Genomic DNA, 25,782 nt, shown 5'->3' on the forward strand with positions numbered 1-25,782 from the left:
GTGTCGCTTCCTTGCTTAAATTATCATTATAATCTATTGTTCGAGTATTCTAAATAGTATATTAAAAACTCATCAATAGCGATTTTTCTATTCTTATAATATGTTGATTTTGAGAAATAATCCTCATATCATAATTTATTTTCATTTCTTTTCATAAATTCATTTTTTATTATCAATTGACTAACATTACTTAGACAATTAAAAACTTTTTTAAATTTATCAGTAAAGAAATTTTTTGACCTAAAAGAAGCCTCATTATTAGTTGAATATTTATCAGAAAAAGCTTCTTGTTTGTTTTTTATAAAGATAGCTTTTTCCATATTTATTATCGTTTCAACACTTCTATATTTTTGCAAATTAGACATCTGATATTTTGAAGCGAAAAATGATAAAATGTTATTCATAATGCCTTTCTTTTGACAAGGCAAATAAAAGAGATTGCTAGTAGGCTCTTGCAAACACCACATATCTATTAGTTTCTTTTCGACAATCCTCAAAAATACATTTATGTTTTTCAAGTGGTTTATCAAATTTCTTTGGCAAACAACGAGTCGTAGCACCTGTTTCATTTTTTATTTTTTCTTCAGCTGAATCTAAGCAACAAAAAGGAGCAACAACAAATTTATGATTTTTAATTTGGGCTTTAAACTCATCATAATTGTCAACAAAAACTGTGTTTTCATTTAATCTTTTTTCGGCTTGAGCATATAAATTATCATGAATTTCATTTAGAATAATTTCGACTTGTTCTTTTATGTTTTCATTATTGATTTTGATTTTTTCTAGGGTATCTCTTCTAACAACAGTTACACTTTTATTCTCAATATCCCTTGGTCCAACTTCTATTCTAATTGGAACCCCTTGGATTTCCGAATTAGATGCCTTGAAACCCGGACCCTTGTCGCTTGAATCAAGTCTAACTCTAAATTTTCTGCTTAATTCCTTGTAAAGATTTTCACAATAAACATGTACTTCTTTGTTTTTATTTGCAAAAAGCTCTAAAACGTCTATTTGAATTGGTGCAACTCTTGGTGGCATAATGATTCCACGATTGTCACCATGAGTCATTATTATTGCTCCAAGCAGACGAGTAGAAACACCCCAAGATGTTTGGTAAACATAATCCAAATTATTATTTTCATTTTTGAATTGTATGTCAAATTGTTTTGAAAAATTTTGAGCTAAATAATGACTAGTACCTGATTGAAGTGCTCTTCCATCTTTCATCATTGCCTCAACAGTATATGTTGAACAAGCACCCGCAAATTTTTCTTTTGGTGTTTTTTTACCAATAATAGTTGGAATTGCTAAGTAATTTTTTAAAAATTTAGCATATGTTGAAATCATTCCCTTAGTAAATTTTCTCGCTTCAATTGCACTGCTGTGGCATGTATGCCCCTCTTGTCATAAGAATTCTCTACTTCTTAAAAATGGATTTGTAGTTTTTTCTCATCTAACAACATTAGCTCACTGATTGTAAATAATTGGCAGGTCTTTATATGACTCAATCGAATTTTTAAATAAGTCAGCAAATAAAACCTCAGATGTAGGTCTAATAAAAACTTTTTCATCTAATTCTTTGTCTCCAACTTTGGTAATTGTTGCTAATTCAGGGTTAAAACCAGCGATGTGATCTTTTTCTTTGTTAAATAATTTTTCAGGTATTAAAAGTGGCAAGTAAACATTTTGTATACCTTTTTCTGCAAAATATTCATTAAGGTTTTTTTGAATTTGCTCTCAAATTCCATATGAGTTTGGCTTAAAAACAATTGTTCCCTTTACAGGTCCATAAGCAATTAAGTTTCCTTGCTTGACAACATCAGTATATCATTTAGCAAAATCTTGTTCCATTGGGGTTATTTTCTCTAATTCTTTCATAGTTTGAATTATATTAAAAAGTCGGTTTTTATGAAGAAAATTAAGCAAAAATGACATTTTTATAAAAAAAGTAACTAACTCCAAATGATGTAGAAAAAAATTAGGTTCATATTGTAGCAACTAAATTTGAAGTCTATTAATTGCATAATGTTAAATGATAATTAAAATTAAAAAATGCAAACCTTTACATTAAAGTTATTAATCTAACCTAAGAGATTTGCACCATTATTATTTCATTTTATAAATAAGCTTGTTCAATAATTTTTTGGTCTACTTATCAACGTCAAACAAGTTTATCAAAGTAGTACTCTCATCTTCTAAATCCATCTTAAAACTTTTTTTACAAACGTTATTTTTTGTTTCTTTGTCTGTATACTTGTTAAAGAATTCTCTTGCGAAATTTTTTACTTTTGAACCAGCGCCAAAAGGAAAAATGCATTCATATTCTTCATTCATTTTAGACATATAATATAGAAAATAGTCGCGTGCAATTATTGATGCACAAGCAACTTCAAGACTAATATTTTCTGCTTTGTGTGCAAGCAAAATATCTGCTTGAACAGGCTCAAATTTTGCTCAATTATCTAATTGAACTAAATTATTGTAGTATTTTTCGATACTTGCTTTATTCGAATATTGGTCAATAAAAACATAGTCAACTGAACCAATATTTTTTAAAAGGCTGCCGATAGCACTTAAATGGGAAAACATTTTTAGCGAATTACCATTATAGAATTTATTTAATGAATTGTAACCTTTTGGACTTAAGTGATGTATTGCATACTTAACTATTTTTTTAAGTTTATAAGCAATTGACTTAATTTTATTGTCACTTATTTTTTTGCTATCTTTAACACCTAAATCAATAACTTCTTGAATTTTTTCTTTTGGTATATAAACTGCAGCAGAACAAAGTGGGCCAAAGTAGTCTCCAACGCCAACTTCATCAACACCTATTATTTTTTTGTCTTCTAAATCAAAGGAAAAGTTATATTCAAGAAATTTCATAATTAGTCTTCCAATTCCACTTCTTCGTTACGACGCTTGATTAATTTAGCCATAACTTTATTACTTTTTTCAATTTCCTTTTCAGGATTATCAAGGAATTTGTTAATGTATTCACCAACAGCCCCTTGACGATTTGTTTTCTTTAATTTGATAGTTGCATATTTTTTAACTGCATCAGGTGCGTTACCAACAGCAACTGAAATGTTAGCAACTTTAAACATAGGTACATCGTTAAAACCATCACCAAATGCAACAGTATTTTCTAATTCTATTCCATAGTATCGCGATAATAATGAAAGTGCTCTACCTTTGTTAACAGCAACGTTAGTAATATCAAACACAGGAGTTAAACCTTCTCCTTTTGATCAATATGAGAACTCGCCTAAGTCACCATATTTTGCTCTAAGGTACTTTCTTAATCCTTCAACATCTGTTGTTTCCTTAACATCAAAAATAATACCTGTTGGCTTAAGTGGAATTTTTTCAAAATTAAGTCCAACAACAAATTTAGCACTTGTTGAAAAACCAAAAACTCTTTCTAAATCAGGGTTTCTGTGTTGAAGTTGAACTCAACCTGGTCCTTCAATTGCTATATTACTAATTTCATTTTTAACTTTTGGATCGCCTAAAATATAAAGCATCTCATTTAAATCTAAATATTTAATATAAGGTATAAAGTTTTCATCTTCTGGGTGGTGGATTTGAGCACCATTGTAGTTTGCTACAACAGTATCAAGACCAAGCGCTTTATAAATTGGTTTTGTACTTCTTCATGGTCTACCTGTTAGTGCACAAACGATATGACCTTCTCTTTTAGCTCTTGCTATTGCTTCTGCAGTTGTATTATGAACTTCGCCTGTTGTACTTGAAGCAAGCAATGTTCCATCAAGGTCGATAGCAAATAAATATTGAGCCTTTTTTGTTTCTTTATTCATCTGTTTCCTTTCGAGAAATAATTTTTAATACGTTAATATGTTAATGTTTATATAATTTTACCAAAAAGCCTATTTTATGGTAACTTCTTTTGGAATTATGCTAACATTTCCATATTCTTTGTTATTTTTTAACTCAATTATTACATATGATGGTTTAGAACCTCAACGCGGTAAGGTTGTTGAACCAGGGTTAATTAAATATCTTTTAGTTGCTTTGTCATAATAGTTGATTGGAAAGTGTGAGTGTCCATATAAGAAAAAATCAAAGTCTAGCGCTTTAACTTGTTCAAATAATTCTTTAGGTGATTTTAATAAGTTATAATCACCTTGCATATGTCCATGTTCTATATGAAATTTATAGCCTTCTATCTCGAAATCTAATGATGGTGATTTAAGGTAACTTTCATCATAATAAATATCATTATTTCCATCTACACAGAAGTCAAAATTACTATTCATATATTCTTTAGGTAGTAAATGGTCGCCACAACTTATTGCATATTCATAGCTCTCGTTTTTTAGTATATAGTTAACTATATCAATGTTGCCATGAATATCACTAAGCACCAATATTTTAGTTACCCTATTCATCATTAGTTTCTCCTTTGCTTGCTTACTGTTAATTAGAAAGAATTAAAGATAATTTGATATATGTGTTGTATAAAACAATTATAAAATATTATTTTTATCTAGTTTAATTCTGTCCTTAGTATTTTTGATTTAGCAAAATTTTTTAAAATGGACTTTTAAATTCTTTGAAGGTATAGCAAACTCGAAAAACGCTTAATTCTTTTGACAGTTCAAAAATTGAAATTTACCAAAACAACTGTTTTATAGTTACTTTGGTCTTTGGCAACTTAAAGAAATGTGTTATAATGAACCAATTTTGTCCCTTATTTACTTTGATTAATATTTCTATTAGATGCCTTTATTTTGAAAATAATATATACTTTTACAAAATAAGGAGAATGATAAAATGCCTAAAAAAATTACAAAATGAAATAAATTTATTGTTTCAGTTGCTCTTACAACAACAATCCCTTTTGTATCAAGCAAATGTAATAGTGATACCAAAAATATCCTCTTACAACCCAACCAAATAGAAGAACAAAAAATAGAAAATGCAAAAGCTGAATTAAAAAAGTCTACTTTAACATTAGAACAAAATAAAACTAAATATAGCAGCATAATTTATGATGCTTTACTAAGTAAGGCTAATCAAGCCCTTGCAGATGTTAATGCATTGTTGTATAATCCACAAGCAACATATGAGCAACTTTTTGATAAAAAAGAAGTCGTTGATAAATTAATTAATGAACTTGAAAAACAATTTAACGCATTGAAAACTGAAAAAGAAAGTGCTGTTAAAATGTACAATGATTTTAAGAATGAAATTAATATTTTCATTGATTTAATAAAAAATAAAGATATTAATAAGGCTTTTAATTTTGATGATGAAATAAACAAAATAAAGGAATTAGTGCAGAAGTGCGATCATTTATTAAAAGAAAATAATGTATTAACAAGCGTAATAAAAAATATAAGTAGTGAAATTAGTGCAATCATTGAAAAAATAAGTTTAAAACTTCAAGACAAGTATTCAAAACTAAAAATAGAAGTAGAGGGCAAGTTTGATTCGCTTACTGGTAATGTTTATTCAAATCTCAAAAAAGAGATAAATGACATTTTTAAAAGTGAATCACAGAATAATTCTATTTCATCTTTTTATGAAAAAGTTTATTATTCCCTAAATAAAAAATATGAAGAATTGCTTGATTTAGAAAAGAGAGAAAACAATAAAACTTATGAAATTCATAAGCAGGAGTTATCTTCGTTAGTTGCTTCTGCAAAACAATTAAAGAAGTCAATTAGCACAAATTATTCATCTATTACAATCGCTGACCTTGAAAAATATATAACTGAAGCAGAATCAAAAATAAATAATAATTCCACAAAGGAAGAACTTATTGAGATTAAAAATAAATTGCAAGCAGAAGTCACTACAATTGAATTAGAAGTAATTAAAATTAAATTCAGTAGAGAAATTGAAAATGCTGAAAGAATTATTAATGAAATTGAAAGTGAAAAGTTTTACATCTCCTTAAGAAACAATTTACAAAAACAAATTGATACTTCAAAGGAACTTTCTAATAAAACGAATAAAAATAAAAAAGAGTATGAAGACAAATTAGATAAATTTATAAGTTTCGTTGAGGATGTACTTAAAAATAAAAAGAATATTAGTGATGCAGTTGAATTAGTTAAAACTGACATTAAAAAAGTTGAAGACACAATTAACAATAACAAGGATAAAAAACTTTTTAGTGAAAAAATTCAACCAAGAGTTAATGTACTAAATACTAAGAAACATGAATACGAGAAAGAGCCCTTTGATAAAATGGAAGTAAGTGTTGTTTTAGAAAAGTTAAACGATTACCACGATGAATTTGAAAACCTTAATTTATACATTGAAGCAGATATTAATCAAATAAAAAATGAATTTGATGAATATCTTGATGAATGAAAAAACCTTTATGAAAAAGTAGAAAAATTTGAAAAACAAATTTCAAACAATGCAAATAAAAACAAATATTTAAATACTTTTACAAAATCTGAAGAATATACAAAATTCAAAGATAAGACAAATATTGAAGGCTATAACATTCTAAAAGATGAATTAATTAACATAACATCGAAAGTTAGAAACAGTTTTTACACAACAAAGAAAGAATTTTCAAAAGATGAAATTAAGAGACTGTTAGAGGAATTTGTTGAAGTTGGCAAGAAGTACAATAATGATGAGACATATAGACAAATTTCATTTAGGGTTCAAGGACAAGGTAATAAATCGTATGAAGAACTCAAGGCATTAATGAACACTTACGATGATGATTTGCAATATGTTGAAGCATTATTAACTGAAGTTGAGAACAAATTAGATGGCTATAAGAAAAAATTGCAAACTACCTAATTTGCCAAAACACCTGTTTTACCCGACTTTCGGAGTTAAAAATTAAAAAATGAACAATTTGCCTATAAAATAGGCATATTGGTAAAATTTTGGCAATAATTTTAATAACACTTTTACAATTTTAAGGTTAAAATGTGCCGATAAATTAAATAATACCACAAAATAGTTAAATGTAATTAATTCTTTTTCTGTCAATAATAAGGGAAAAAGTGTAATTAAATGCATATAACACGTTTTGAGAAAAGTCTTAAAAATGCCTAAAAATTAATGTTTTTTGTGCTTTTTGCCAAAAATTGAGCCTTTTAGTGTGTCTAACTCCGAAACTCGGGATTACCACGATGAATTTGAAAACCTTAATTTATACATTGAAGCAGATATTAATCAAATAAAAAATGAATTTGATGAATATCTTGATGAATGAAAAACCTTTATGAAAAAGTAGAAAAATTTGAAAAACAAATTTCAAACAATGCAAATAAAAACAAATATTTAAATACTTTTACAAAATCTGAAGAATATACAAAATTCAAAGATAAGACAAATATTGAAGGCTATAACATTCTAAAAGATGAATTAATTAACATAACATCGAAAGTTAGAAACAGTTTTTACACAACAAAGAAAGAATTTTCAAAAGATGAAATTAAGAGACTGTTAGAGGAATTTGTTGAAGTTGGCAAGAAGTACAATAATGATGAGACATATAGACAAATTTCATTTAGGGTTCAAGGACAAGGTAATAAATCGTATGAAGAACTCAAGGCATTAATGAACACTTACGATGATGATTTGCAATATGTTGAAGCATTATTAACTGAAGTTGAGAACAAATTAGATGGCTATAAGAAAAAATTGCAAACTACCTAATTTGCCAAAACACCTGTTTTATAGATATTTAAAGCAAATAAAAAAAGCAGATACACACCTGCTTTTTTGATTATTTTTTTGTTCTAATTAATATTGTTTGCTTCTTACCTTTTCTAAAAAAGGCATATTTTTTAGAAAAGTTTTTTGGACAATATAACGAGTTCTCGTCCATAAGATCCTCATCTAATTTTAATGCTTTTGTTGATATAAATTCTCTCGCTTCACGTTTAGACGCTATAAATCCTTCTTGAATTAATGCTTCAACAATATTTTCATTTTCTTTGATTTCTACTAGTGGTAAATATTGTTCGATATTACTAAGGTCTTTTAATGTTAATGAACCAGTGTCAAAATTTTTGTTATATAAAACCTCGGTAATTTTAAGTGCTGAATCAAGTTCATCTTGGCCAAAAATATCTCGAACAACCTCACTGGCCATAATTTTTTGAGCTAAATGCTTAAATGGTGCTTTGTTATGTTCACTCATAATTTTGGCAATTTCTTCACTACTTAAAAACGTTAATCAATTTAAAAATGTTCCAACTTTTGAATCGGGTTGATTTAATAAATATTGATACATACTATATGGCGAGGCCATTTTTTTATCTAATCATAGACTTCCGCCACCTGTAGATTTACCTATTTTTTTGCCATTTTCATCGGTTAATAAATCGGTTGTAACTAAAACTGCTTTATGGTCTTCACCAATTACTTTTGATATTATTTCCAAACCTGTTGTTAAATTTCCTCATTGATCAGAACCGCCTATTTGTACCATAACATTGTACTTTTTGTATAATTGCAAAAAGTCTCAACCTTGTAAAAGTTGATAAGAAAATTCAGTAAATGATAAGCCTCTTTCTATTCTTTTTTGAACAGATTCCTTACTCATCATATATGAAACATTAACTAATTTTCCTGCATCTCTTAGGAATTCTATAACATTCATTTTCTTATAAAATTCAAGATTATCTATTACTTCCAAACCCTGTGATTCAAGTTGTTTTTTAATTTTGCTTTTATTTACCTTTAATGTTTTATTATCTAAAAGAACTCTTTCAGTATCCTTAAATGAAGGGTCGCCAATCATTCCAGTTGCTCCACCAATAATCCCGTAAACTTTAAAGCCATATTGCTTAAATCTTTTAAGAACTGAAATTAGTACATAATTACCTAAATGTAGACTTTGTGCTGTTGGATCAAAACCACAATAAACAGCAACTTCACCTGGAACAAGTTTATTAAATTTATCTTCATTGCTGATCTGTTTAAGTATTCCTCTTGTTCTTAAATCTTCAATTATTGTCATATTAACTCCTAATTATTTATTAATTCAGGTATTATTTTTCAGATAACTTTACCCTTGTATTCTTCTTTCTGTTCTTCTCTAAGTTCATTAAAAAAACCATCTTTAAATTCTGGATATTTGTCTGCTTCAAGTCCTAAAGATTCAGTTGAACAAAGCATTCCATTACTTTCCTCATTCATTACTTTGCCTTCTACTATTTCTAAACCATTTGCTGTTATTGAACCAGGCAAACAAAAAGTAAAATATTTGTCTGTTAATGTATAAGTTGTATTAGTTACTATTTGCTTCTGACAATTTCCAAAGTCCACTTTCAACACAAACAGTTTATCACTTTTTGGATGAACCTTTCTTTCAATAATTTTGCCAATTACAAAATGTTCAAGATTTTTAAGAGTATATTCTGCATTGTGCTTTAATAACATATTAATAATTTTATTAACTTGTTTTATACCTAAAATGCCAAAGGTTTTTTCACCTTTTTTAACTTTTTGGTTCAATAAATTAATTGAGTGTACATTATTATCGTTATCACTAAAAACAACCATGTCATCATAAACGGTTTTTGTGGTTTTTTTAACGCTGGTATCAAAATAAACTATTTTAGTGTTCTTAAAAGTTGAATTTAAATTAAAAAATATTGCCATAATGTTTTTATTATATAATAATAAGCCTAAAATTTGTAATAGTTGTCAACTTCTAAATCTAAAAAGTGAAGTGTTGCTAATAATGCCACTTCACTTTTTAGATTCTTGAAATTAAAAGCACTCATGAAGAGTGCTTTGAAAAAAATGATTATTTTAGTTTTGAGAAGTATGATAATGTTCTAACTAATTGTGCAACATATGACATTTCATTATCATATCATGCAAACACTTTGTAAAGTTTTTGACCATTTGCTTCTTTAACTTTTGTTAATGTTGAGTCAAATAATGATCCGTAGTGTGAGTTAATAACATCTGATGAAACGATTTCATCTACAACATATTTCATTGTTTCATTTTCTGCTTTTTTGAATGCAGCATTAAGTTCTTCAACTGTTGGTTCTTTTTTCAATTGAACTGTTAAGTCAACAAATGAACCTGTAACTGTAGGAACACGAAGTGCAGCACCATCTAGAAGACCTGATGCTTCAGGAATAACTAGACCAATAGCTTTTGCAGCTCCTGTTGTTGATGGAACAATGTTTTGTGAAGCTGCACGAGCACGTCTTAAATCACCTTTACGGTGTGGACCATCTTGTAACATTTGGTCACCAGTGTATGCGTGAACTGTTGTCATGTAACCATTTAGTAAACCAAATTTGTCAACAAGAACTTTAACAACTGGAGCTAAACAGTTTGTTGTACATGAAGCACCTGAAATAATTTCATCTTCTTTTGTTAATGTTTCATGGTTAACGTTGTAAACAATTGTTTTAACATCTTTACCGGCTGGAGCTGAAATAACAACTTTTTTAGCACCTGCTTCAATGTGTTTGTGAGCAAGTTCTTTTTTAACAAAGAAACCTGTACATTCTAAAACGATGTCAATGCCTAATTCACCTCATGGTAAGTTAGCTGGATCTTTTTCACAGAAAACTTTAATTTCTTTACCATTAACTTTAATAGCATTTTCTTTAACTTCAACTTTGGCATCCAATGGACCAAACGCTGTATCATATTTAAGTAAGTGAGCTAACATTTTTGGATCTGTTAAGTCATTAATAGCAACAACTTGAACTTCCTTATTTTGTGTTTCTAATAAGTGACGTAGTGTTAGACGACCAATACGACCGAATCCATTAATAGCAACTTTTTTCATTTTTCTCCTTATTTCAAAATTATAAAAAGCTTTTTATGCGCTAGTACGCAGTATTCAATTGAATAAATACATTTAAATTATATATTTTTTTAGACTTTAATTTTTTTAAGGTTTCTAAAATAAATATTTCTTATGTGAACAGTTTCACAAATTAGAGAAAAAATAAAAGGTCAATTATGACCTTAAATTATTAGCAAATTGTATCTCCGGCATATATTCTAATTTCATCGCTGAAGTATTTTGATAATGCCTTTCATTGAAGTTGTGTTTCCTCTTTTTTGTTAAATTTTTTGTATGAGTCAAATGTGCTTCATCTTTCAATAAAGGCAAATGTATTGTCATTAACTCAATAACCGTCAAATGATAAATTGTGTTCTTCTTTTTTAACTTCACTAATTCATAAGTTAACTGTTTTTTCAAAAATCAACTTACTCTCAGGTCTAATTCTTGCTCGTTTAAAAATTGCGTAAATCATCTTATCTCCTTACTTTAGTCTATTAAATAATAAGTATTTTTCTTCACATACAACTTGGTCAAATTTTGAAAAATCGTCAATTTTTTCAAAGTCAAATTTCTTAACTTTCAAAACTTTTGCAACTTCATCAAGTTTACTTGGTAATACTATTTGTAATGCACAACTAACTGCATATATTCCATTTAATAATCTTACTAAAATTGGTTCTAATTCTGCAAGATTATCACTTAATTTTCATGGCATTGTTTCATCAATATACTTGTTCAACTTAGAAGATAAATCAATAGTTTTCTTGAATCCTTTATCAATTTCAAAAGCATCCATATGTTTTTGAAATTGAGTACTAAATTCCTTGATTTCTTTCTCGATATCTTTATGTATTTTTTTACTATTTTGACTATAAAACAGACCTTTTGGGAAAGAGTTGTGAATCATTTTTAATGTTCTTGAAACAAGATTTCCATAGTTATTAATTAAGTCAGCATTAATAACATCTCTTAGTTTTTCTTCACTGAAATTACCATCTTCACCAAATATAATTTGAGTAGCAAAATAGTATTTAATCATTTCGTGATGGTACTTTTCAAATAAGTAATCAGGTGCAATAACGTTATTAAGTGACTTAGACATCTTAAGTCCATCTTTATCTCTTAGTAGTCCGTGGCTCACTATGTGAGAAGGTTGTTTTAAACCTAGCGATTTTAGGACAATTGGTCAATAAATAAAGTGGAATCTTGCTATTTCTTTGCCTAAAATATGAACCACTTCATCCCCTTGTTCTCAGTATTTAACAAAGTCTTCTTTTGGTTTATCAATATCATAGCCAAGTTTTGTTACATAGTTAAATAATGCATCAAATCAAACATAAATTGTATGCTTTGGATCATCAATAGTAGGAATTGATCACTTAACATTAGTTCTTGTAACTGATAGGTCTTCTAGTCCTTCTTTAACAAAGTTGTTAGTCATTTCATTAACAACTTTTTTTGACAATAAAAAACTATTATGTTTTTTATTGTAATCAACTCACCATTTTTGAACCTCGCTCATTTTGAAGAAGTAACTTTCTTCTTCCATATTAACTAGTTCATGCTTTGATGATGGGTGGTAATATTTACCATCTTGAAAAAGTGCTTGGTTTTTAGTTAAAAATTCTTCATCCTGAACTGAATATAAACCTTGATATGAACCTTTATAAATTAACCCTTTTTGTAAAAAATGCTTAAATATTTTTTGAACTGATTGCTCATGAAATGTGTCAGTAGTTCTGCTAAAATAATCATAATCAATTTCTCACTTAGCCCACATTTCTTTGTAACTTTTTACTAATTCATCAACATATTGTTTAGGTTCTTTATTAGCAGCAAGTGCTTTTTCTTGAATTTTTTGCCCATGTTCATCACTACCAGTTAAAAGTTTAGCATCATAGCCTAGTGCTCTTTTGTAGTTTCTTAAAACTCAAGCCATAATTGTACAATAAAGGTGTCCAATGTGAAGCGGACCTGATGCATAATAAATAGGTGTAGTTATATAAAATGTTTTTTGTTTTTTCATATTAGTTACCATCCTTAACTTTAATAGGTTTGTACAACTCTTTTATATTTTCTAAATATTCATGCTGTTGCTTGTCGTTTGGATCATGCAGGTACAAATTAGGTAAGAAATGAACACCCCAACCAGCCTTATAACGGCCCTCAACTAAAACAAGTTTAGGTTTGTCTTGCACTCGCGGAATAATAAATTGCACCCGTTTTGGTTCAAAGTTGTATTTTCTCATTAAACAAAAACAGTCAACTAGTCGCTCAACTGGAATTACTAGGTTTAGATAGCCTTTTTGTTCAATGAGTTTTGATGAACCTAGGATAATTTGTTCTAAATTAATTTTATATTCATGAGTTGCAATTAGTAATTCTTCACTAGTGTTTTTGCCTACTTTTGTACCTTGCACTGTATAAAAAGGGGGATTGCAAACTATTGAGTCATATTTAGCTTCGGCATTCTTAATTTTTTCTAAGTAAAAATCATTGAAGTCTTTGTTAATTACTGTAATTTGAGCATTCTTATTATTAAGTTCAATATTACTTTGAGCTAATTTGCAAGCCTTAGTTTGTATTTCAACAGCATCGATTTTTAACTTTTCATTTCGTTCAGCGATAAAAATACTTAAAGCACCATTATTTGTTCCAATTTCTAGTAAATTCTTGATCTTATTATTTAAAAAAACAAAGTTGCCAAGCATAATTGTATCAACTGAATAGTTGAACATTTCTTTGTCCTGAACAACATATAAATTTGAATCAAAGCCTAGCGAATTTTTAACTAGTTTTTGTTTTTTATCCATAATTATTTACCTGTTTTTTTATGCTCTCGTGCACCTTTGAATTTTGGTTTTTCTTCCTTGATATTAAGTTGTTTTTTAATTTCATCTAGATATGAACCATAACATTTAGCAAGCACTGCATCAATTTTTCCGTTTGTTTCATCAGCACCAGCAATAACAACATCAACATGGTCGCCTAATTTAAATGTGTGATGTTTACTCTTTAATTCAGTAAAACTTTCATTAGCCTCATAATCGCCATCACAAAATGTTGAAATATGAACCAAAGCCTCTATTTTACAGTCAAATTCAACAAACATACCAAAGCGAACAATACTTACAATTTGAGCACTCATCATTTGGCCAATTTTACCTTTAAAGAATTCAGCATATTTTAAATCATTGGTATCGCGTTCAAGTTGCATAGCCTCTTGTTCGCTTGCAGAATTAAGCTGAGCAATGTTAGTTAAAATATTTTTATAATGTTGTATTTTATTTTTTTGCTTATTAAAAATTATGTCCCTTAGTATTCTATGCACAATTAAGTCAGGGTAACGACGAATCGGGCTTGTGAAGTGACAATAAAATTCACTAGCAAGACCAAAATGGCCAATATTGTTTGGAGAATATTTAGCTTTTTGCATTGTTCTTAAAAATACTGCTTTAAGAAATTCATCATCCCGTTCTTCTTTGATTTTTTTAATGACTTTTTGGAAGTTTTTTGGATTAATGTTGTTGCGGTCAATTTCAACCTTGATACCTAAAACATTAAGCACATTTAGAAATGAATCAATTTTTTCACTATCAGGAATTTCATGAACACGATAAAGAAGCGGAAGTGACTTTTTAGCTAAAAATTTAGCCACCTCTTCATTAGTTCGAACCATAAAATCTTCAATTAAATTTTCACTAAAACCATTTGGCCTAATGATAATATCAACTGTTTTGCCACACTTATCCAAGATAATTTTAGGCTCTTTAATCTCAAAATCAATATAGCCCTCATTTGTTTTGAATTTTCTGATAATTTTAGCTAAGCAACCTGCATGCTCAAGCATAGTGTTTAATTTTTCATCTTCAAATTTAATACCTCGATCATAAAACTCATTAACACGTTCATATGTTAAACGATATTTAGAGTTGATAATACTTTGATAAACTTTTGCATCAGTTGTCTTACCGTTTTTGTTGATTTTCATTATTACACTTAAACAAAAACGATCCTCATTTGGATTAAGCGAACAAATTCCATTTGACAATTTATGTGGCAACATAGGTATTACGCCACTAACTAGGTATCTTGATGTTCCACGCCTTAGTGCTTCTAAATCTAAGGGTGAGTTTTCTTTGACATAATAACTTACATCAGCAATATGAACACCTAATTCATATGAGCCATCATCAAGAACTCGAACACTAATAGCATCATCAAAATCCTTTGTGTCACTGCCATCAATTGTAACAATTAAGTTATTTCTTAGATCAAGTCTTTCATCAAGTTTTTCGCCACTAATACTATCTGGGATATTTTTTATATATTCATAAACATCTTGTGAAAAGTCGTCAGGTTCATCTCTTAAAATTGTCAATGCTTTAACATATGCCATTGGATCATTGTTTGCTGCTATTTTTTTAATAACATTAAGTTCGATAACGTTTCCTTTGTATGAAACCAATTCAGCTAAAACCACATCATTAAGTCTTGCTTCTTTAACCATATTTTTGATATTGTAAGTTATCTTTTTGTAGTCGTTTTTAAGAGGTTTAAAAATTATTGAACCCTTATTCATGCTTAAGGTTCCAACAAACTTACTATTGCCTCTGTTAATAATCTTTTCAACGATACCAAAAGTTTTATCATCTTTTGAATGATAATTTTTATAGACACTTATTTCAACAAGGTCATCATTTAATGCTCGGTTAAGGTAAATACCTGGTACAAAATAACTTTGGCTCTCGCCTTCTTGTTCTTCTTCAACAAAAGCGAATTTGCCTTCTGAGGCAAAGCGAATTTTGCCCTTTACTGTTTTAATTTTTTCTACTAATGTGTAAGTTGAAAGTTTACTATTTTTTATTAATTTTCTCTCATCAACTAACTTATTTAAAAGTTCAGTTAACTTATTGTTGTCTTGGTACTGAATGTTAAGTGCTTTTGCGATATCTAAAAAAGTCTTATTATCATACTTTTTTAGATAATTAATTATTTCTAATGAATTCATAAAATTATGCTATAACCCTTAAAACGATAGCAAAAATCATCAATATTAATCCGCCAAATAACATTGAATATTTCAAAACCTTTTTAAGACCTCTTTCTTTTGAATATTTAAAAAGTTCTAGATCACCACTACCAACAAGTGCTCCAGAAAAACCGTTACTATCAGGTGACATTAAGAGTGAAATAACAATAATAGCCACTGATAAAATAGCAATAACTACTGATACTATTGCAACCGCCATATTTCTCCTTTCAACTATATAATTAGTATTAATATTAAGATTATAACAAAAAGCAACAAATTTTATACATTTAGTACAACTAATTTAACAAAAGTTAATTTTAATAATTTTTTAGTGGTAAAAACCATAATTTTTTGTATTCTGATTCAAGTAATTTTGTTCATTTTTTGATTTAAAACCAGCTGTTTTTTGCCTAATTTGACCACTTTTTAGAACACGATTTCTACAATGTTTGTAAATCTAACTTTGGTCTATTTTGAATTTTAATTCTAGTGATTTTTGTACACTTTTTACTATTAAAACAGGTTAATTTCACAACAATTATTTTTGTAGATTTTGGACAAAAACACATAAGTAAAAAACTTATTTGGATCTAAACATAAGGTTTAAAAAATAGCTGTTTTGTTTCTATTCTTTTGCATTTTTTAATAATTCTTTATAATTATTAAGAAAAAAATTAATGGAGTAAGTATGAAGAAGAGAAAAGAGATATCAAAACACAATATGTGTGAAATTTATGAATCATTTAGTTTTATACAACCTGAATATAAAAGTAATGTAAACTCTCTTAAAAACAAAAATGAAAATGATGAATTTTTACTCAAAGCAAAAATGGAAAGTGCCAGTGCTTTAAATGAGTACATTGATTCAAAATTAGAAAGAAAAAAGATAAGAATATCTAATAAAAAAATATCTAGGATTTCAAGCACTTTTATCCCTTTAATTGTTTTCTTCTTAACAATTGTTTTAATAGTTGTTGCCTACATTGCATATGTGGCAGCAAATTATATGGTTAAAGATACTGAAGTTTACACAATGTTTTCAATTTCTGTTGTTTCGCTAATAGTGGCCACTGCACTTTTTGTGGTTTACTTCAAAAAATATTCATATTATACAAATGATAAAGCTAAATATTTCGAGAAAAAACTGAGAGAAGAAATTAAAATTGGCGACCTAAAATCAATGGTTTTAAAGAATAAAAACACTTTAAATTTCCAAGAAGATGTACCTTCTTTAACATTAGCAAGCGACCTAAAATATCCAGATATTCCTGCTGGTTACAAAATTGAAACTGAAAAATATGCAAAGAGATTTACACTTTATGGAATGAATGTTTTAGCACAAGATGCAACATTAGTTAAAATTGACAAAAAAGAAAGTGAAAAAGCTGAAACAGATAAAAGTATTATTCAAGAAAAAAGCAAAAAAATTAAAATCTTTGAGTTCTCATTTATGAATAGTCAATTTGACAAAATTTATTTACCATTTGTACTATTTAATAAATTCGAAGCCTTTGATTCCAAATTAGAACCAATTAAAAGTAATATTGAAGATATTGATAAAGTATTCAACATTCAAGCAATTAAAAACCCGTTAAATGAAAAACTTTTCAATGCTCTTAAATTGTGAAAAAATAATGTTCACTTTGCGAAAACATTTATTCCACAAGAGTCAGGAATTAATTATTTCAATTTCAAACTTACTGCAATTTTTACACTAAAAGACAATTGCCAAGATGAATTTAGTCTCAAAACAAAAGCAAAAGAATGAAAAAATCCTTTCAAAATTGAATTACCTGCAATAATTGATGATTCAACAAAATTACCTATGTGATTTATCATTAACAATTTCTACAAAGTTGTTGACTATATTGCTTACTCAAAAGCTGTTGTTGAGAAATATGTTATGCCAATGGTATTTTACTTATTTAATGAAATTAATGATACAAAAGTTTTCAGCGAAAAAACACTTTCAGAACTATACACAATTGAATAAATTAGTCAATTTACCCGTAAGGGTAATTTTTTATTTTTCAGTTGTTCATTATTAGAATTTATTATTAATATTAAGAAAAAAATATATAATGAATTGTATGAATAATTTAATTAGCAATCGCAAGCCAATAATAATATTTACAGGTCCTAGTGGCGTAGGCAAAGGAACAATTGAAAAGTACTTATTTGACTTTAAAGAGTTAAAATTACACCTATCTTGTTCAGCAACAACTAGAGCACCGCGTGAAGGCGAAATTGATGGAACACACTACTTCTTTATCAGCAAAGACGAGTTTAAAAATCATATTCAAAATGATGAACTTTTTGAATATAGTTTTCACTTTGATAATTATTATGGTACGCTTTATAGCCAAATTGAAAAAATTCACCATGAAGGTAAAATACCTGTTTTAGAAATTGAAACAAATGGAGCTAGACAAATTCTTCAAAAGGTTGCTAATAACAAAAATTATAAATTGATCACTTTCTTCATTTTACCCCCATCAATTGATGAGTTAGAAAGAAGAATTATTAATCGTAAAACTGAGGGTAAAGAAGCAATTAAAAAACGCTTAGAAAAAGCTCAAGCTGAAATTGCTGAAAAAGATATTTTTAGACATCATATTATTAATGATGATCCACTTAGAGCTGCTAATGAAATTAAAGAAATTATTGAAAAGGAATATGGTATCAGGAAATGGAATATGGAATAACAAGCGACATGGGTCGTGTTAGATTAGAAAACCAAGACAAGGCTAGTTACTTTGCAAAAGGTAACTATTCTTTATTAATTCTTTGTGATGGAATGGGCGGCCACTATGGTGGTGGAATTGCTTCTAGAACAACAATTAATACTTTCAACAAGGCTTTTAATAATTCAATTCCAGCAGACAATTCTGAAATCAAGGATTATGTTTCGTGGTTTAAAAAAACAATAGACTCAGCTCGTGATGAAATGATTAAAATTAGTGCTAATGATGAGGCAAAGTTAGATATGGGAACCACTGTCACAGCAGCACTAATTAATAACAAGACAAAATTACTTCTAATTTTCAATATTGGTGACTCACGCACATATGCAATGACAACTTTTGGCGAGCTAAAACAAATTACAGTTGACCATAACTTGTACAATAAATTAATCAATGAAGAAGGCAAATCACCTTATGAAGCTAAACTTAATAGATTTCATGCCTCACTAACATCTGCACTTGGTCCAGATAAGAGAACAAAAATTGAAGTCTTTGATTTAAGCAGCCAATATGATCATGTTTATAGTTTGGTAACAACTAGTGATGGAGTTCATGACTTTATCGAGAAACCTAAAATGGAAATGATTTTAAGAGAAAATCTTAATGCAGAGGATATGACTAAAAAATTAGTAATTGAAGCACTAGACAACAAATCAACCGATAATTGTTCAGCTGGTATGGTTGTTTTAGATAATCATAAAGAATGGAGCTAATATGGCAATAAAACCACAAAGTAACATATACAAAAAATATCGTATACTATCAACAATTGGTGATGGTGGTTTTTCTCAAGTTTATAAAGTTGAACCTATTACTGATAGAAGCCCAATCAAGAAAAAATATGCTCTTAAATATAGTGTTAATAAAAATCGAAATGACGAAGATATTACACGCAGAAGATTTGAGCAAGAGATTGCTATATACAAAAAATTAAACACAGAACGTGTGGCCTTATATCATGACTCATTTTGTGATGATTATGAACAATATTTAGTTATGGAATTTGTTGAAGGTCAAAACTTAAGAGAAATAATCAAGCGTAATGGTAAATTAACTACAACAGTAGCAGTTAATTATGCTATCCAAATTGCTGAAGGTATTAGCGAACTCCATAATTTAGGTGTTATTCACCGTGATATCAAAAGTAATAATATTCTAATAACAAAAGACAAGAATGTTAAAATCATTGACCTCGGTTTAGCTCTTGATGATGAAAGTCAAAGACTTACACAAGAAAACAAAGTTGTTGGTTCAGTTTTTTATATGGCACCTGAAATTTGTCTTGCTAATTCTAAACCATCAGTTAGATCTGATATTTATGCACTTGGTATTTTACTTTTTGAAATGCTTACTGGTTCATATCCAATTTCAGGTAAAGATCAACAAGAAACACTAAAATTACAAAGAAGTGCTAATGTACCAAACTTATTAAATTACATTAACGCACCACAAGCATTAGCTAATGTTATTATTAAAGCAACAGCTAAGGATCCAAACAAAAGATATGCAACAATGTGAGATATGCGTCGCGATCTTTCAACTTGCCTTGATACTAAAAGGGTTTATGAAAAACCTCTAGACTTACGTAAGGTTAAACCTAAAAATACAATTCAAGAAAAAGTTAACAGTAAAAAATTCATTATTGCAAGTATTTCAGTTATCGCACTTATTTTATTAATTGGAATTATTTTATTAGCTGTTTATATCAGGTAATGAGGTGTAATTTGAAAGGCAAGATTTATTCAATTAATTCTGGTAAGTATTATATAAATGACCAAGAAAACAAAATACATATTCTGCCAGCAGCAGGTGTTTTTAGACATAAAGAAATAAAACCTCTTGTAGGCGATATAGTTGAGTTTGACAAAGGACAATATATAAAAGAAATATATCCTCGTAAGAATTCATTTATTAGACCAAAGGTTGCTAACATTGACAATATTGTTGTTGTTATGTCAATTGAGAAACCAAGCTTCCAAAGTTATATAGTTGATAAATATTTAGCCTTTATTGAAAGCAAAAACATTAAACCAATTATAGTTTTAACTAAGAGCGATCTTGGTTCAACACCTTATTATGAACTGTACAAAAATATGGGTTATGAAATTTACCAAATCAATTATAAAACAGACGAATGAGTAAAAATTTTTGCCAAAATTTTTGACCATAAAACTTGCTCACTAATGGGTCAAAGCGGTGTTGGTAAAACAACACTAATTAATAAGTTAACAAACAATAACTTTGAAACAAACGAGATTTCTAAAAATGCAAACAGAGGTAGACATACTACAAGAATAGTTCAAATAATACCTATTTTAAATGGAGAATTAATTGATACACCAGGTTTTAGTTCATTTGATTTAAATATGAGCAAATTAGAACTTGCTTCCTCATATGAAGAATTTAAGAAGTTAGGTAAACTATGCAAGTTTAAAAGTTGCTTACATGAAAACGAACCACAAGATTTCTGTAATATCAAACTAAATGTGAAAAATAAAATTATTCCTGAATTTAGGTATCAAAATTATTTAAAATTATTAAAGGAGATAAGTCATGACTAAGAAACAAAAGTATGTTACACCCTCACTTTTAAATGTAGAAAAAGAAGAACGTTGCAATATGGCAACATTATTAGTTAACAAAGGTATTAAATGAATTCACTATGATGTTATGGATGGAAAATTTGTACCTAATAGAGCTATTGAATTAGAAGAAATTAAAAACATTAACCAAAATGCACCTAAACATTTTAAAGATGCTCACTTAATGGTAGAAAATCCACTTGACTATTTAGATGAATTTAGAGATCATGTTGATATTACTACTATTCACTATGAAGCGGTTGATAAAAAGAAATTAACCAAATTTTTAAAAGATCACCATTCTGCTTACAGTATAGGCTTAGCTATTAAACCAGTAACAGAGGTAAGTGAAATAGTTAAACTATTACCTTACCTACAGCTAGTACTAGTTATGTCAGTAGAGCCTGGAAAAGGTGGACAAAAATTTATAGAACATGCTGTTGACAAAATTAAAGAGTTAAAAGAATTAAGAGATACAAATGGCTATAAATATTTAATTCAAGTTGACGGCGGAATTAACGGAGAAACTGGACCAATATGTTTTGAAGCAGGTGTTGATGCAACTGTTGCTGGAACATATATTGTATCGGAACCAACCGAAGAGAGAATTAATAGTGTTTTTGGTAAATAATAGTTGCTATGTGCAACTTTTTTTGTACTTATAATGCTTTCCCACTTTAAGGAGAAATAGAAACGGGTTTCGGAGTTAGTTCGCACTGATTTTACCAAAATAACTGTTTTATAGGCATAGAAGTAAAATTTGATAACTTAAATTAATAACACTTTTAAGGGTAATAAAGACCTTTCCCACCATAGGGAGAAATTAAATTTCATATTGAACAATAATGATTAATGTTACCAAAGGCGGTCAAAAAATCATAAAAAAATATGCTGGCTGAACAACATATATTTTTCTATTATTTTGCTTATAAAAGTTTATTTGAAATTAAGCAACAACACTAGCACCTTTGTTCTTTAATGTTTTAGCTGTTTTAGCACTAACTCTTAAAGTTACTTTTTTGCCATTAATATTCATGGTTACTTTTTGTAAGTTAACATTGAATTTTCTTTTTGAAGCGTTCATAGCATGTGAACGGGTATTACCAACCATAGGTCCCTTACCTGTTAATTGATCTCTTCTTGACATAGTATTGCTCCTTTCTTAGTTGTATATAGTAATTAAATGTATATAAGTAAGTTAATTATACATTATAAGTTTTTTTATTAAAATGTTTTATTTTATTTACATGACTTTTTCCAATTTCATGAGATAGAGAGCTTAAAATATTTTGTTCATATATTTTGCTTTTAATGTATAATAATTTAGATTTTTTCAATTACTTATTATTAATTAATTTATGAAAAAAGAGGAGGCTATTATGGCAAATATTAAGTCAAAAGTAAAAAGCATTGCTAAAATGGAAGAATTCCGTGTTCGTAACAATGCTATGAAAACAAGAGTTCGTAAAGCAATTAGAGCTGCTAGAGAAGCGGTTTTAGCTAAGGATGCTAAAGCACAAGAATTAGTTAACAAAGCTCACTCAATTATTGCAACAGCTGTTCAAAAAGGTGTTTTTCATCCAAATAAAGGTTCAAGAAAATCATCTCGTTTAGATAAGTTTGTTAACGGACAAAATGCTAAAAAAGATGCGTAATTAGCTTCTTTACTTAAAAATTAAAACCAGAGCAAAATCTCTGGTTTTTTTACTTAATTATGCCTTATATTTAAGACCTAATGCTTTAAGCATAGGCATTAAAAAGAAATTAAATGGTTTGTTGAAATGTGGCAAGAAGAATACATCAGTTAGAGCACATTCAGGTAGAGTCAATTTTCTTTGAAGTGCTAATGCGAACATATAAATTACTTCTGTATGATTGTTTTTACCTCATGAACCAATTTGTACTCCAAGAAGTTTTAGTGTCTTCTTGTCATAAGTAATTTTGCAAGCCACTTTTTCACTTTTACCTGCAAATTCACATCGGTCATTGTCTTCAAAATATTCACTGGCTGCATCAAAACCGTGAGCCTTAGCTGTTTCTTCTGTAAAACCTGTTGCTGCATAATGACAATCAAAAACATTTATTGCATTTGTACCTACAACTCCTGGAAAAGCAACTTTTAGACCTGCTAAATTTAGTGCCGCAACAATACCAGTCTTAACTGCATTGGTTGCAAGAGCAACATGTTCATATGTATCAGTTACACAATGTTTAAGTGCTGCTGAGTCACCAAGTACATAAATATTTTGATCGCTGATACTTTGTTGATATTCATTAACTTTAATTGCACCATTTGGTAACTTTTCAACATCACTTAAAATGTCCGTACGAGGTTTAAAACCGATTGACATTATTACTAGGTCTGCTTCATATCGTCCCTTGTCTGTTATAACCTCTGAAACGTATTTGCCATCTTTTGATTTGAATTCAATAACTTTTTCAGCAAGTGCTAATTTAATACCTTCTTTTTGCATATTTACTTGCATTTTGTCTGTAAATTCGGCATCTAAATAATTTGGAACAACTCGATTTGCCAAATCAATTAGTGTAACTTTTTTACCTTTTTTATGGAATGCTTCGACTAATTCAACACCAATATATCCTGCACCAACTACAACGACATTTTTAACTTTTTTATCGTTTGCTTTTTCAACTAATGCTTGTGCATGTTGATAAAGTTTTGAAAGCATAATATTTTCATATTGAATGCCAGGAATTTTAGGTTCAATTGGTCATGTTCCGCCCGCGAAAACAAGTTTATCATATGTGTCAATAAATGATTTTCCACTTTGAACATCTTGAACTGTTATTTCTCTTTTAGTTCTATCTATGGCAATAACTTCATGCGAAGTTTTTAATTTAATTCCATATTCTGCTTTTAATATCTCAGGTGATGAATAAAACAGACCTTTTGGTTCTTTAACTTTTCCGCCAACTCAAATTGCGATACCACAACCTAAAAATGATGTATTTGTATTTCTATCATATGCTGTAATATCAGCATCAGGATTGATTGTTTTCAATGTTCGTAGGAAACTTGTTCCTGCGTGGTTTGCACCAATAACTATTATTTTCATATAAGCCCTCTCTTCATATTTAAAATAATTTATGTAATCTAATTTTATTTTAAAAATAAAGCTTTTAATCTTTTGTGAAAAATTTAATCAACAACTATAGCAAAAATAAAACCCACCTATGCGGTGAGTAAATTTTAAAAATAAAATTATATTATTAGAATATTTGAGCAACGTTTGTTAAACTAAGTAACACTAATATATCTAAAATAAAGATAACTAATAATACTGTTGCAGCTATTCCAACACCTACTCAAATACCAACATCCGATTTCTTTTGTACAGGATAGAATTGAGTACCATCGTACATTCCAGTTGGATAGCCATAGTTAGCGTCGTATGGAGTAAGTTGACCATATGGGTCTTGTGTAGTTGCTAAATAACCACCTTGTGTTGCATAAGGGTCAGTCATAATTGTTTCACTTTGAACATATGGATTATTTCCATAAGCATCTGCTTGGGGTTGTCCTGCATAAGGATCCATAACTGGATTACCAAAAGCATCAAATTGTGGTTGAGCCTGTGCATTTGGATTTTCCATTGGTTGTTGAGCCTGTGCATTTAAATCGTCCATTGGTGCTTGAGTTTGTCCTGCATAAGGATCCATAACTGGATTACCAAAGGCATCAAATTGTGGCTGAGCTTGCGTGTATGGATCTACTGGTTGTTGTGTTTGTCCTGCATAAGGATCCATAACTGGATTACCAAAAGCATCAAATTGTGGTTGAGCCTGTGCTTGTGCATAAGGTTCTGAAGGTTGTTCTGTTGGTGAATTTGCAGCAACTTCTGCTTTAACTTCTTCAATTTTCTTTTCTGCTTCTTCACGAACAGCGTTTATTTCTTGTTCTTTTTGGTTCTTGATTGCTTCAATTTCTTCTTCAACCTTCATAAAGTCGAATTTTTTGTTTTCTAGTTGTTCTTTAAGATTGTTAATTGTTTCGTCTGATGCATTTTTTTGTTCTTCAAGTTCTTTAATTTTTAGTTCAAGAGATGCCTTAATAGCGTTAAGGTCAACATATGATGATTGGCTACGTTTTTTCATTTCAAGATCTGCTGGGAAGTATGTAGCAGGATCTGAAATTAATACAAAATCAATTTCAGGAACTCTTTTAGCTAATGCTGATTTATAAGGTTCTCTTGAAAGATATGATGGGTGAATACTGAATTCCTCACAGACACCATTATATGTTTCACCACCATCGAAACCTGAAACTTTTGGAATTGATAATAATTTTTTAGTATCCTTATCTTTTGGGTTTTCAGATTCAAGAACTGCTAATTGTCCACCAAAAATTCCTTCGCTATTTTGGAATCAAATGTAAACTTCATCTCCAAAATTTAAGAATCAGTCAACAGCGTCTTGACGTGTCTTGAATTTTGCTAATCCTTCTTTAATTTTTGGATGTTTTAAAAGTCATGGATATGTTGCATCTTCTTTTTGTTTTCATAAAAGATTAAGTCTCTTCATAATTTTTCCTCATTCTCATAATATAAATATTAATTGTATAAATTATAGATTAAAATTAATATTAATAGTAGAAATAGTCTAAATATAAGTATAAAAAGCCAATTATTT

General features: G+C 28.8%; 26 protein-coding genes. 10 read left to right on the forward strand and 16 right to left on the reverse strand.

Going from position 1 to position 25,782, the window contains the following annotated elements; all coding sequences use genetic code 4:
• Window positions 1-26 precede the first annotated feature (26 nt).
• The 5 genes from NPA07_RS00505 to NPA07_RS00525 form a co-directional block, all read right to left on the reverse strand.
• A complete protein-coding gene (locus NPA07_RS00505; protein WP_126118130.1) occupies window positions 27-404 on the reverse strand; it encodes an MG284/MPN403 family protein in 378 nt (125 codons plus the stop codon).
• A gap of 37 nt (window positions 405-441) precedes the next feature.
• A complete protein-coding gene (proS, locus tag NPA07_RS00510) occupies window positions 442-1,878 on the reverse strand; it encodes a proline--tRNA ligase (RefSeq protein ID WP_126118129.1) in 1,437 nt (478 codons plus the stop codon).
• A 270-nt stretch (window positions 1,879-2,148) separates the two neighbouring features.
• Complete coding sequence (rnhC, locus tag NPA07_RS00515; protein WP_126118128.1) at window positions 2,149-2,886, reverse strand: ribonuclease HIII; 738 nt, start codon at window positions 2,884-2,886, stop codon at window positions 2,149-2,151.
• Between the two features lie 2 nt (window positions 2,887-2,888).
• Window positions 2,889-3,821 (reverse strand): Cof-type HAD-IIB family hydrolase, encoded by a 933-nt coding sequence (locus tag NPA07_RS00520; RefSeq protein WP_126118127.1) that lies wholly within the window; start codon window positions 3,819-3,821, stop codon window positions 2,889-2,891.
• Between the two features lie 69 nt (window positions 3,822-3,890).
• Window positions 3,891-4,415, reverse strand: coding sequence for a metallophosphoesterase family protein (locus NPA07_RS00525; RefSeq protein WP_235659534.1), 525 nt, complete (start codon window positions 4,413-4,415; stop codon window positions 3,891-3,893).
• Window positions 4,416-4,797: 382 nt separating this feature from the next.
• Between NPA07_RS00525 and NPA07_RS00530 the strand changes: the two genes are divergently transcribed.
• The 3 genes from NPA07_RS00530 (at window position 4,798) to NPA07_RS00540 (ending at window position 7,659) form a co-directional block, all read left to right on the forward strand.
• Entirely contained in the window at window positions 4,798-6,792 is a 1,995-nt protein-coding gene (locus NPA07_RS00530) for a coiled-coil domain-containing protein (protein ID WP_126118126.1), read from the forward strand.
• 283 nt (window positions 6,793-7,075) lie between these two features.
• Complete coding sequence (locus NPA07_RS00535) at window positions 7,076-7,234, forward strand: hypothetical protein (RefSeq protein WP_256553223.1); 159 nt, start codon at window positions 7,076-7,078, stop codon at window positions 7,232-7,234.
• Window positions 7,210-7,659, forward strand: a complete 450-nt coding sequence (locus tag NPA07_RS00540) for a hypothetical protein (protein ID WP_256553224.1) — start codon at window positions 7,210-7,212, stop codon at window positions 7,657-7,659. Before NPA07_RS00535 ends, NPA07_RS00540 begins: the two co-directional genes overlap by 25 nt.
• A 70-nt stretch (window positions 7,660-7,729) precedes the next feature.
• Here the strand turns inward: NPA07_RS00540 and tyrS are convergent, their stop codons facing one another.
• From tyrS to secG, 8 genes are all read right to left on the reverse strand, one after another.
• On the reverse strand, window positions 7,730-8,968 hold the full coding sequence (gene tyrS, locus NPA07_RS00545) for a tyrosine--tRNA ligase (RefSeq protein ID WP_126118124.1): 1,239 nt from the start codon (window positions 8,966-8,968) through the stop codon (window positions 7,730-7,732).
• A gap of 8 nt (window positions 8,969-8,976) precedes the next feature.
• Window positions 8,977-9,612, reverse strand: a complete 636-nt coding sequence (gene tapR, locus NPA07_RS00550; RefSeq protein WP_126118123.1) for a TyrS-associated PheT N-terminal domain-related protein TapR — start codon at window positions 9,610-9,612, stop codon at window positions 8,977-8,979.
• Between the two features lie 148 nt (window positions 9,613-9,760).
• The gene (gene gap / locus NPA07_RS00555) at window positions 9,761-10,768 is read right to left on the reverse strand and encodes a type I glyceraldehyde-3-phosphate dehydrogenase (protein WP_126118122.1); all 1,008 of its coding nucleotides are present in this window, start codon (window positions 10,766-10,768) and stop codon (window positions 9,761-9,763) included.
• 190 nt (window positions 10,769-10,958) lie between these two features.
• Window positions 10,959-11,243: a hypothetical protein gene (locus NPA07_RS00560; RefSeq protein ID WP_126118121.1), complete on the reverse strand. Its 285-nt coding sequence runs from the start codon at window positions 11,241-11,243 to the stop codon at window positions 10,959-10,961.
• 9 nt (window positions 11,244-11,252) lie between these two features.
• Window positions 11,253-12,797: a methionine--tRNA ligase gene (metG, locus tag NPA07_RS00565; RefSeq protein WP_126118120.1), complete on the reverse strand. Its 1,545-nt coding sequence runs from the start codon at window positions 12,795-12,797 to the stop codon at window positions 11,253-11,255.
• A 1-nt stretch (window position 12,798) separates the two neighbouring features.
• A complete protein-coding gene (locus NPA07_RS00570; protein ID WP_126118119.1) occupies window positions 12,799-13,584 on the reverse strand; it encodes a tRNA1(Val) (adenine(37)-N6)-methyltransferase in 786 nt (261 codons plus the stop codon).
• A 2-nt stretch (window positions 13,585-13,586) separates the two neighbouring features.
• On the reverse strand, window positions 13,587-15,782 hold the full coding sequence (rnr, locus tag NPA07_RS00575) for a ribonuclease R (protein WP_126118118.1): 2,196 nt from the start codon (window positions 15,780-15,782) through the stop codon (window positions 13,587-13,589).
• A 4-nt stretch (window positions 15,783-15,786) separates the two neighbouring features.
• Window positions 15,787-16,023 carry a preprotein translocase subunit SecG gene (secG, locus tag NPA07_RS00580; RefSeq protein WP_126118117.1) on the reverse strand — a complete coding sequence of 79 codons (237 nt, stop codon included), beginning with the start codon at window positions 16,021-16,023 and terminating at the stop codon, window positions 15,787-15,789.
• A 471-nt stretch (window positions 16,024-16,494) separates the two neighbouring features.
• Between secG and NPA07_RS00585 the strand changes: the two genes are divergently transcribed.
• The 6 genes from NPA07_RS00585 (at window position 16,495) to NPA07_RS00610 (ending at window position 21,763) form a co-directional block, all read left to right on the forward strand.
• On the forward strand, window positions 16,495-17,799 hold the full coding sequence (locus tag NPA07_RS00585) for a hypothetical protein (RefSeq protein WP_256553225.1): 1,305 nt from the start codon (window positions 16,495-16,497) through the stop codon (window positions 17,797-17,799).
• A 97-nt stretch (window positions 17,800-17,896) separates the two neighbouring features.
• Window positions 17,897-18,511, forward strand: a complete 615-nt coding sequence (gene gmk, locus NPA07_RS00590; RefSeq protein ID WP_126118115.1) for a guanylate kinase — start codon at window positions 17,897-17,899, stop codon at window positions 18,509-18,511.
• Window positions 18,496-19,263 (forward strand): PP2C family protein-serine/threonine phosphatase, encoded by a 768-nt coding sequence (locus NPA07_RS00595; RefSeq protein ID WP_126118114.1) that lies wholly within the window; start codon window positions 18,496-18,498, stop codon window positions 19,261-19,263. The genes gmk and NPA07_RS00595 overlap by 16 nt, the downstream gene beginning before the upstream one ends.
• A 1-nt stretch (window position 19,264) precedes the next feature.
• Entirely contained in the window at window positions 19,265-20,263 is a 999-nt protein-coding gene (locus NPA07_RS00600; protein WP_126118113.1) for a serine/threonine-protein kinase, read from the forward strand.
• Between the two features lie 11 nt (window positions 20,264-20,274).
• A complete protein-coding gene (rsgA, locus tag NPA07_RS00605) occupies window positions 20,275-21,111 on the forward strand; it encodes a ribosome small subunit-dependent GTPase A (RefSeq protein WP_126118112.1) in 837 nt (278 codons plus the stop codon).
• Window positions 21,104-21,763 (forward strand): ribulose-phosphate 3-epimerase, encoded by a 660-nt coding sequence (locus NPA07_RS00610; protein WP_126118111.1) that lies wholly within the window; start codon window positions 21,104-21,106, stop codon window positions 21,761-21,763. The genes rsgA and NPA07_RS00610 overlap by 8 nt, the downstream gene beginning before the upstream one ends.
• Before the next feature lie 315 nt (window positions 21,764-22,078).
• Here NPA07_RS00610 and rpmB read toward each other — a convergent pair whose 3' ends face one another.
• Entirely contained in the window at window positions 22,079-22,279 is a 201-nt protein-coding gene (gene rpmB, locus NPA07_RS00615; RefSeq protein ID WP_126118110.1) for a 50S ribosomal protein L28, read from the reverse strand.
• 232 nt (window positions 22,280-22,511) lie between these two features.
• On the opposite strand from rpmB, the gene rpsT reads away from it, so the two are divergent.
• Window positions 22,512-22,787, forward strand: a complete 276-nt coding sequence (rpsT, locus tag NPA07_RS00620; protein ID WP_126118109.1) for a 30S ribosomal protein S20 — start codon at window positions 22,512-22,514, stop codon at window positions 22,785-22,787.
• Between the two features lie 57 nt (window positions 22,788-22,844).
• Here rpsT and NPA07_RS00625 read toward each other — a convergent pair whose 3' ends face one another.
• Complete coding sequence (locus NPA07_RS00625) at window positions 22,845-24,209, reverse strand: FAD-dependent oxidoreductase (RefSeq protein WP_126118108.1); 1,365 nt, start codon at window positions 24,207-24,209, stop codon at window positions 22,845-22,847.
• A gap of 154 nt (window positions 24,210-24,363) precedes the next feature.
• Complete coding sequence (locus NPA07_RS00630; protein ID WP_126118107.1) at window positions 24,364-25,674, reverse strand: MAG3090 family protein; 1,311 nt, start codon at window positions 25,672-25,674, stop codon at window positions 24,364-24,366.
• Between the last annotated feature and the right edge of the window lie 108 nt (window positions 25,675-25,782).

The sequence above is a fragment of the Mycoplasmopsis caviae genome, from assembly GCF_024498215.1.
Lineage (GTDB): Bacteria > Bacillota_I > Bacilli_A > Mycoplasmatales > Metamycoplasmataceae > Mycoplasmopsis > Mycoplasmopsis caviae.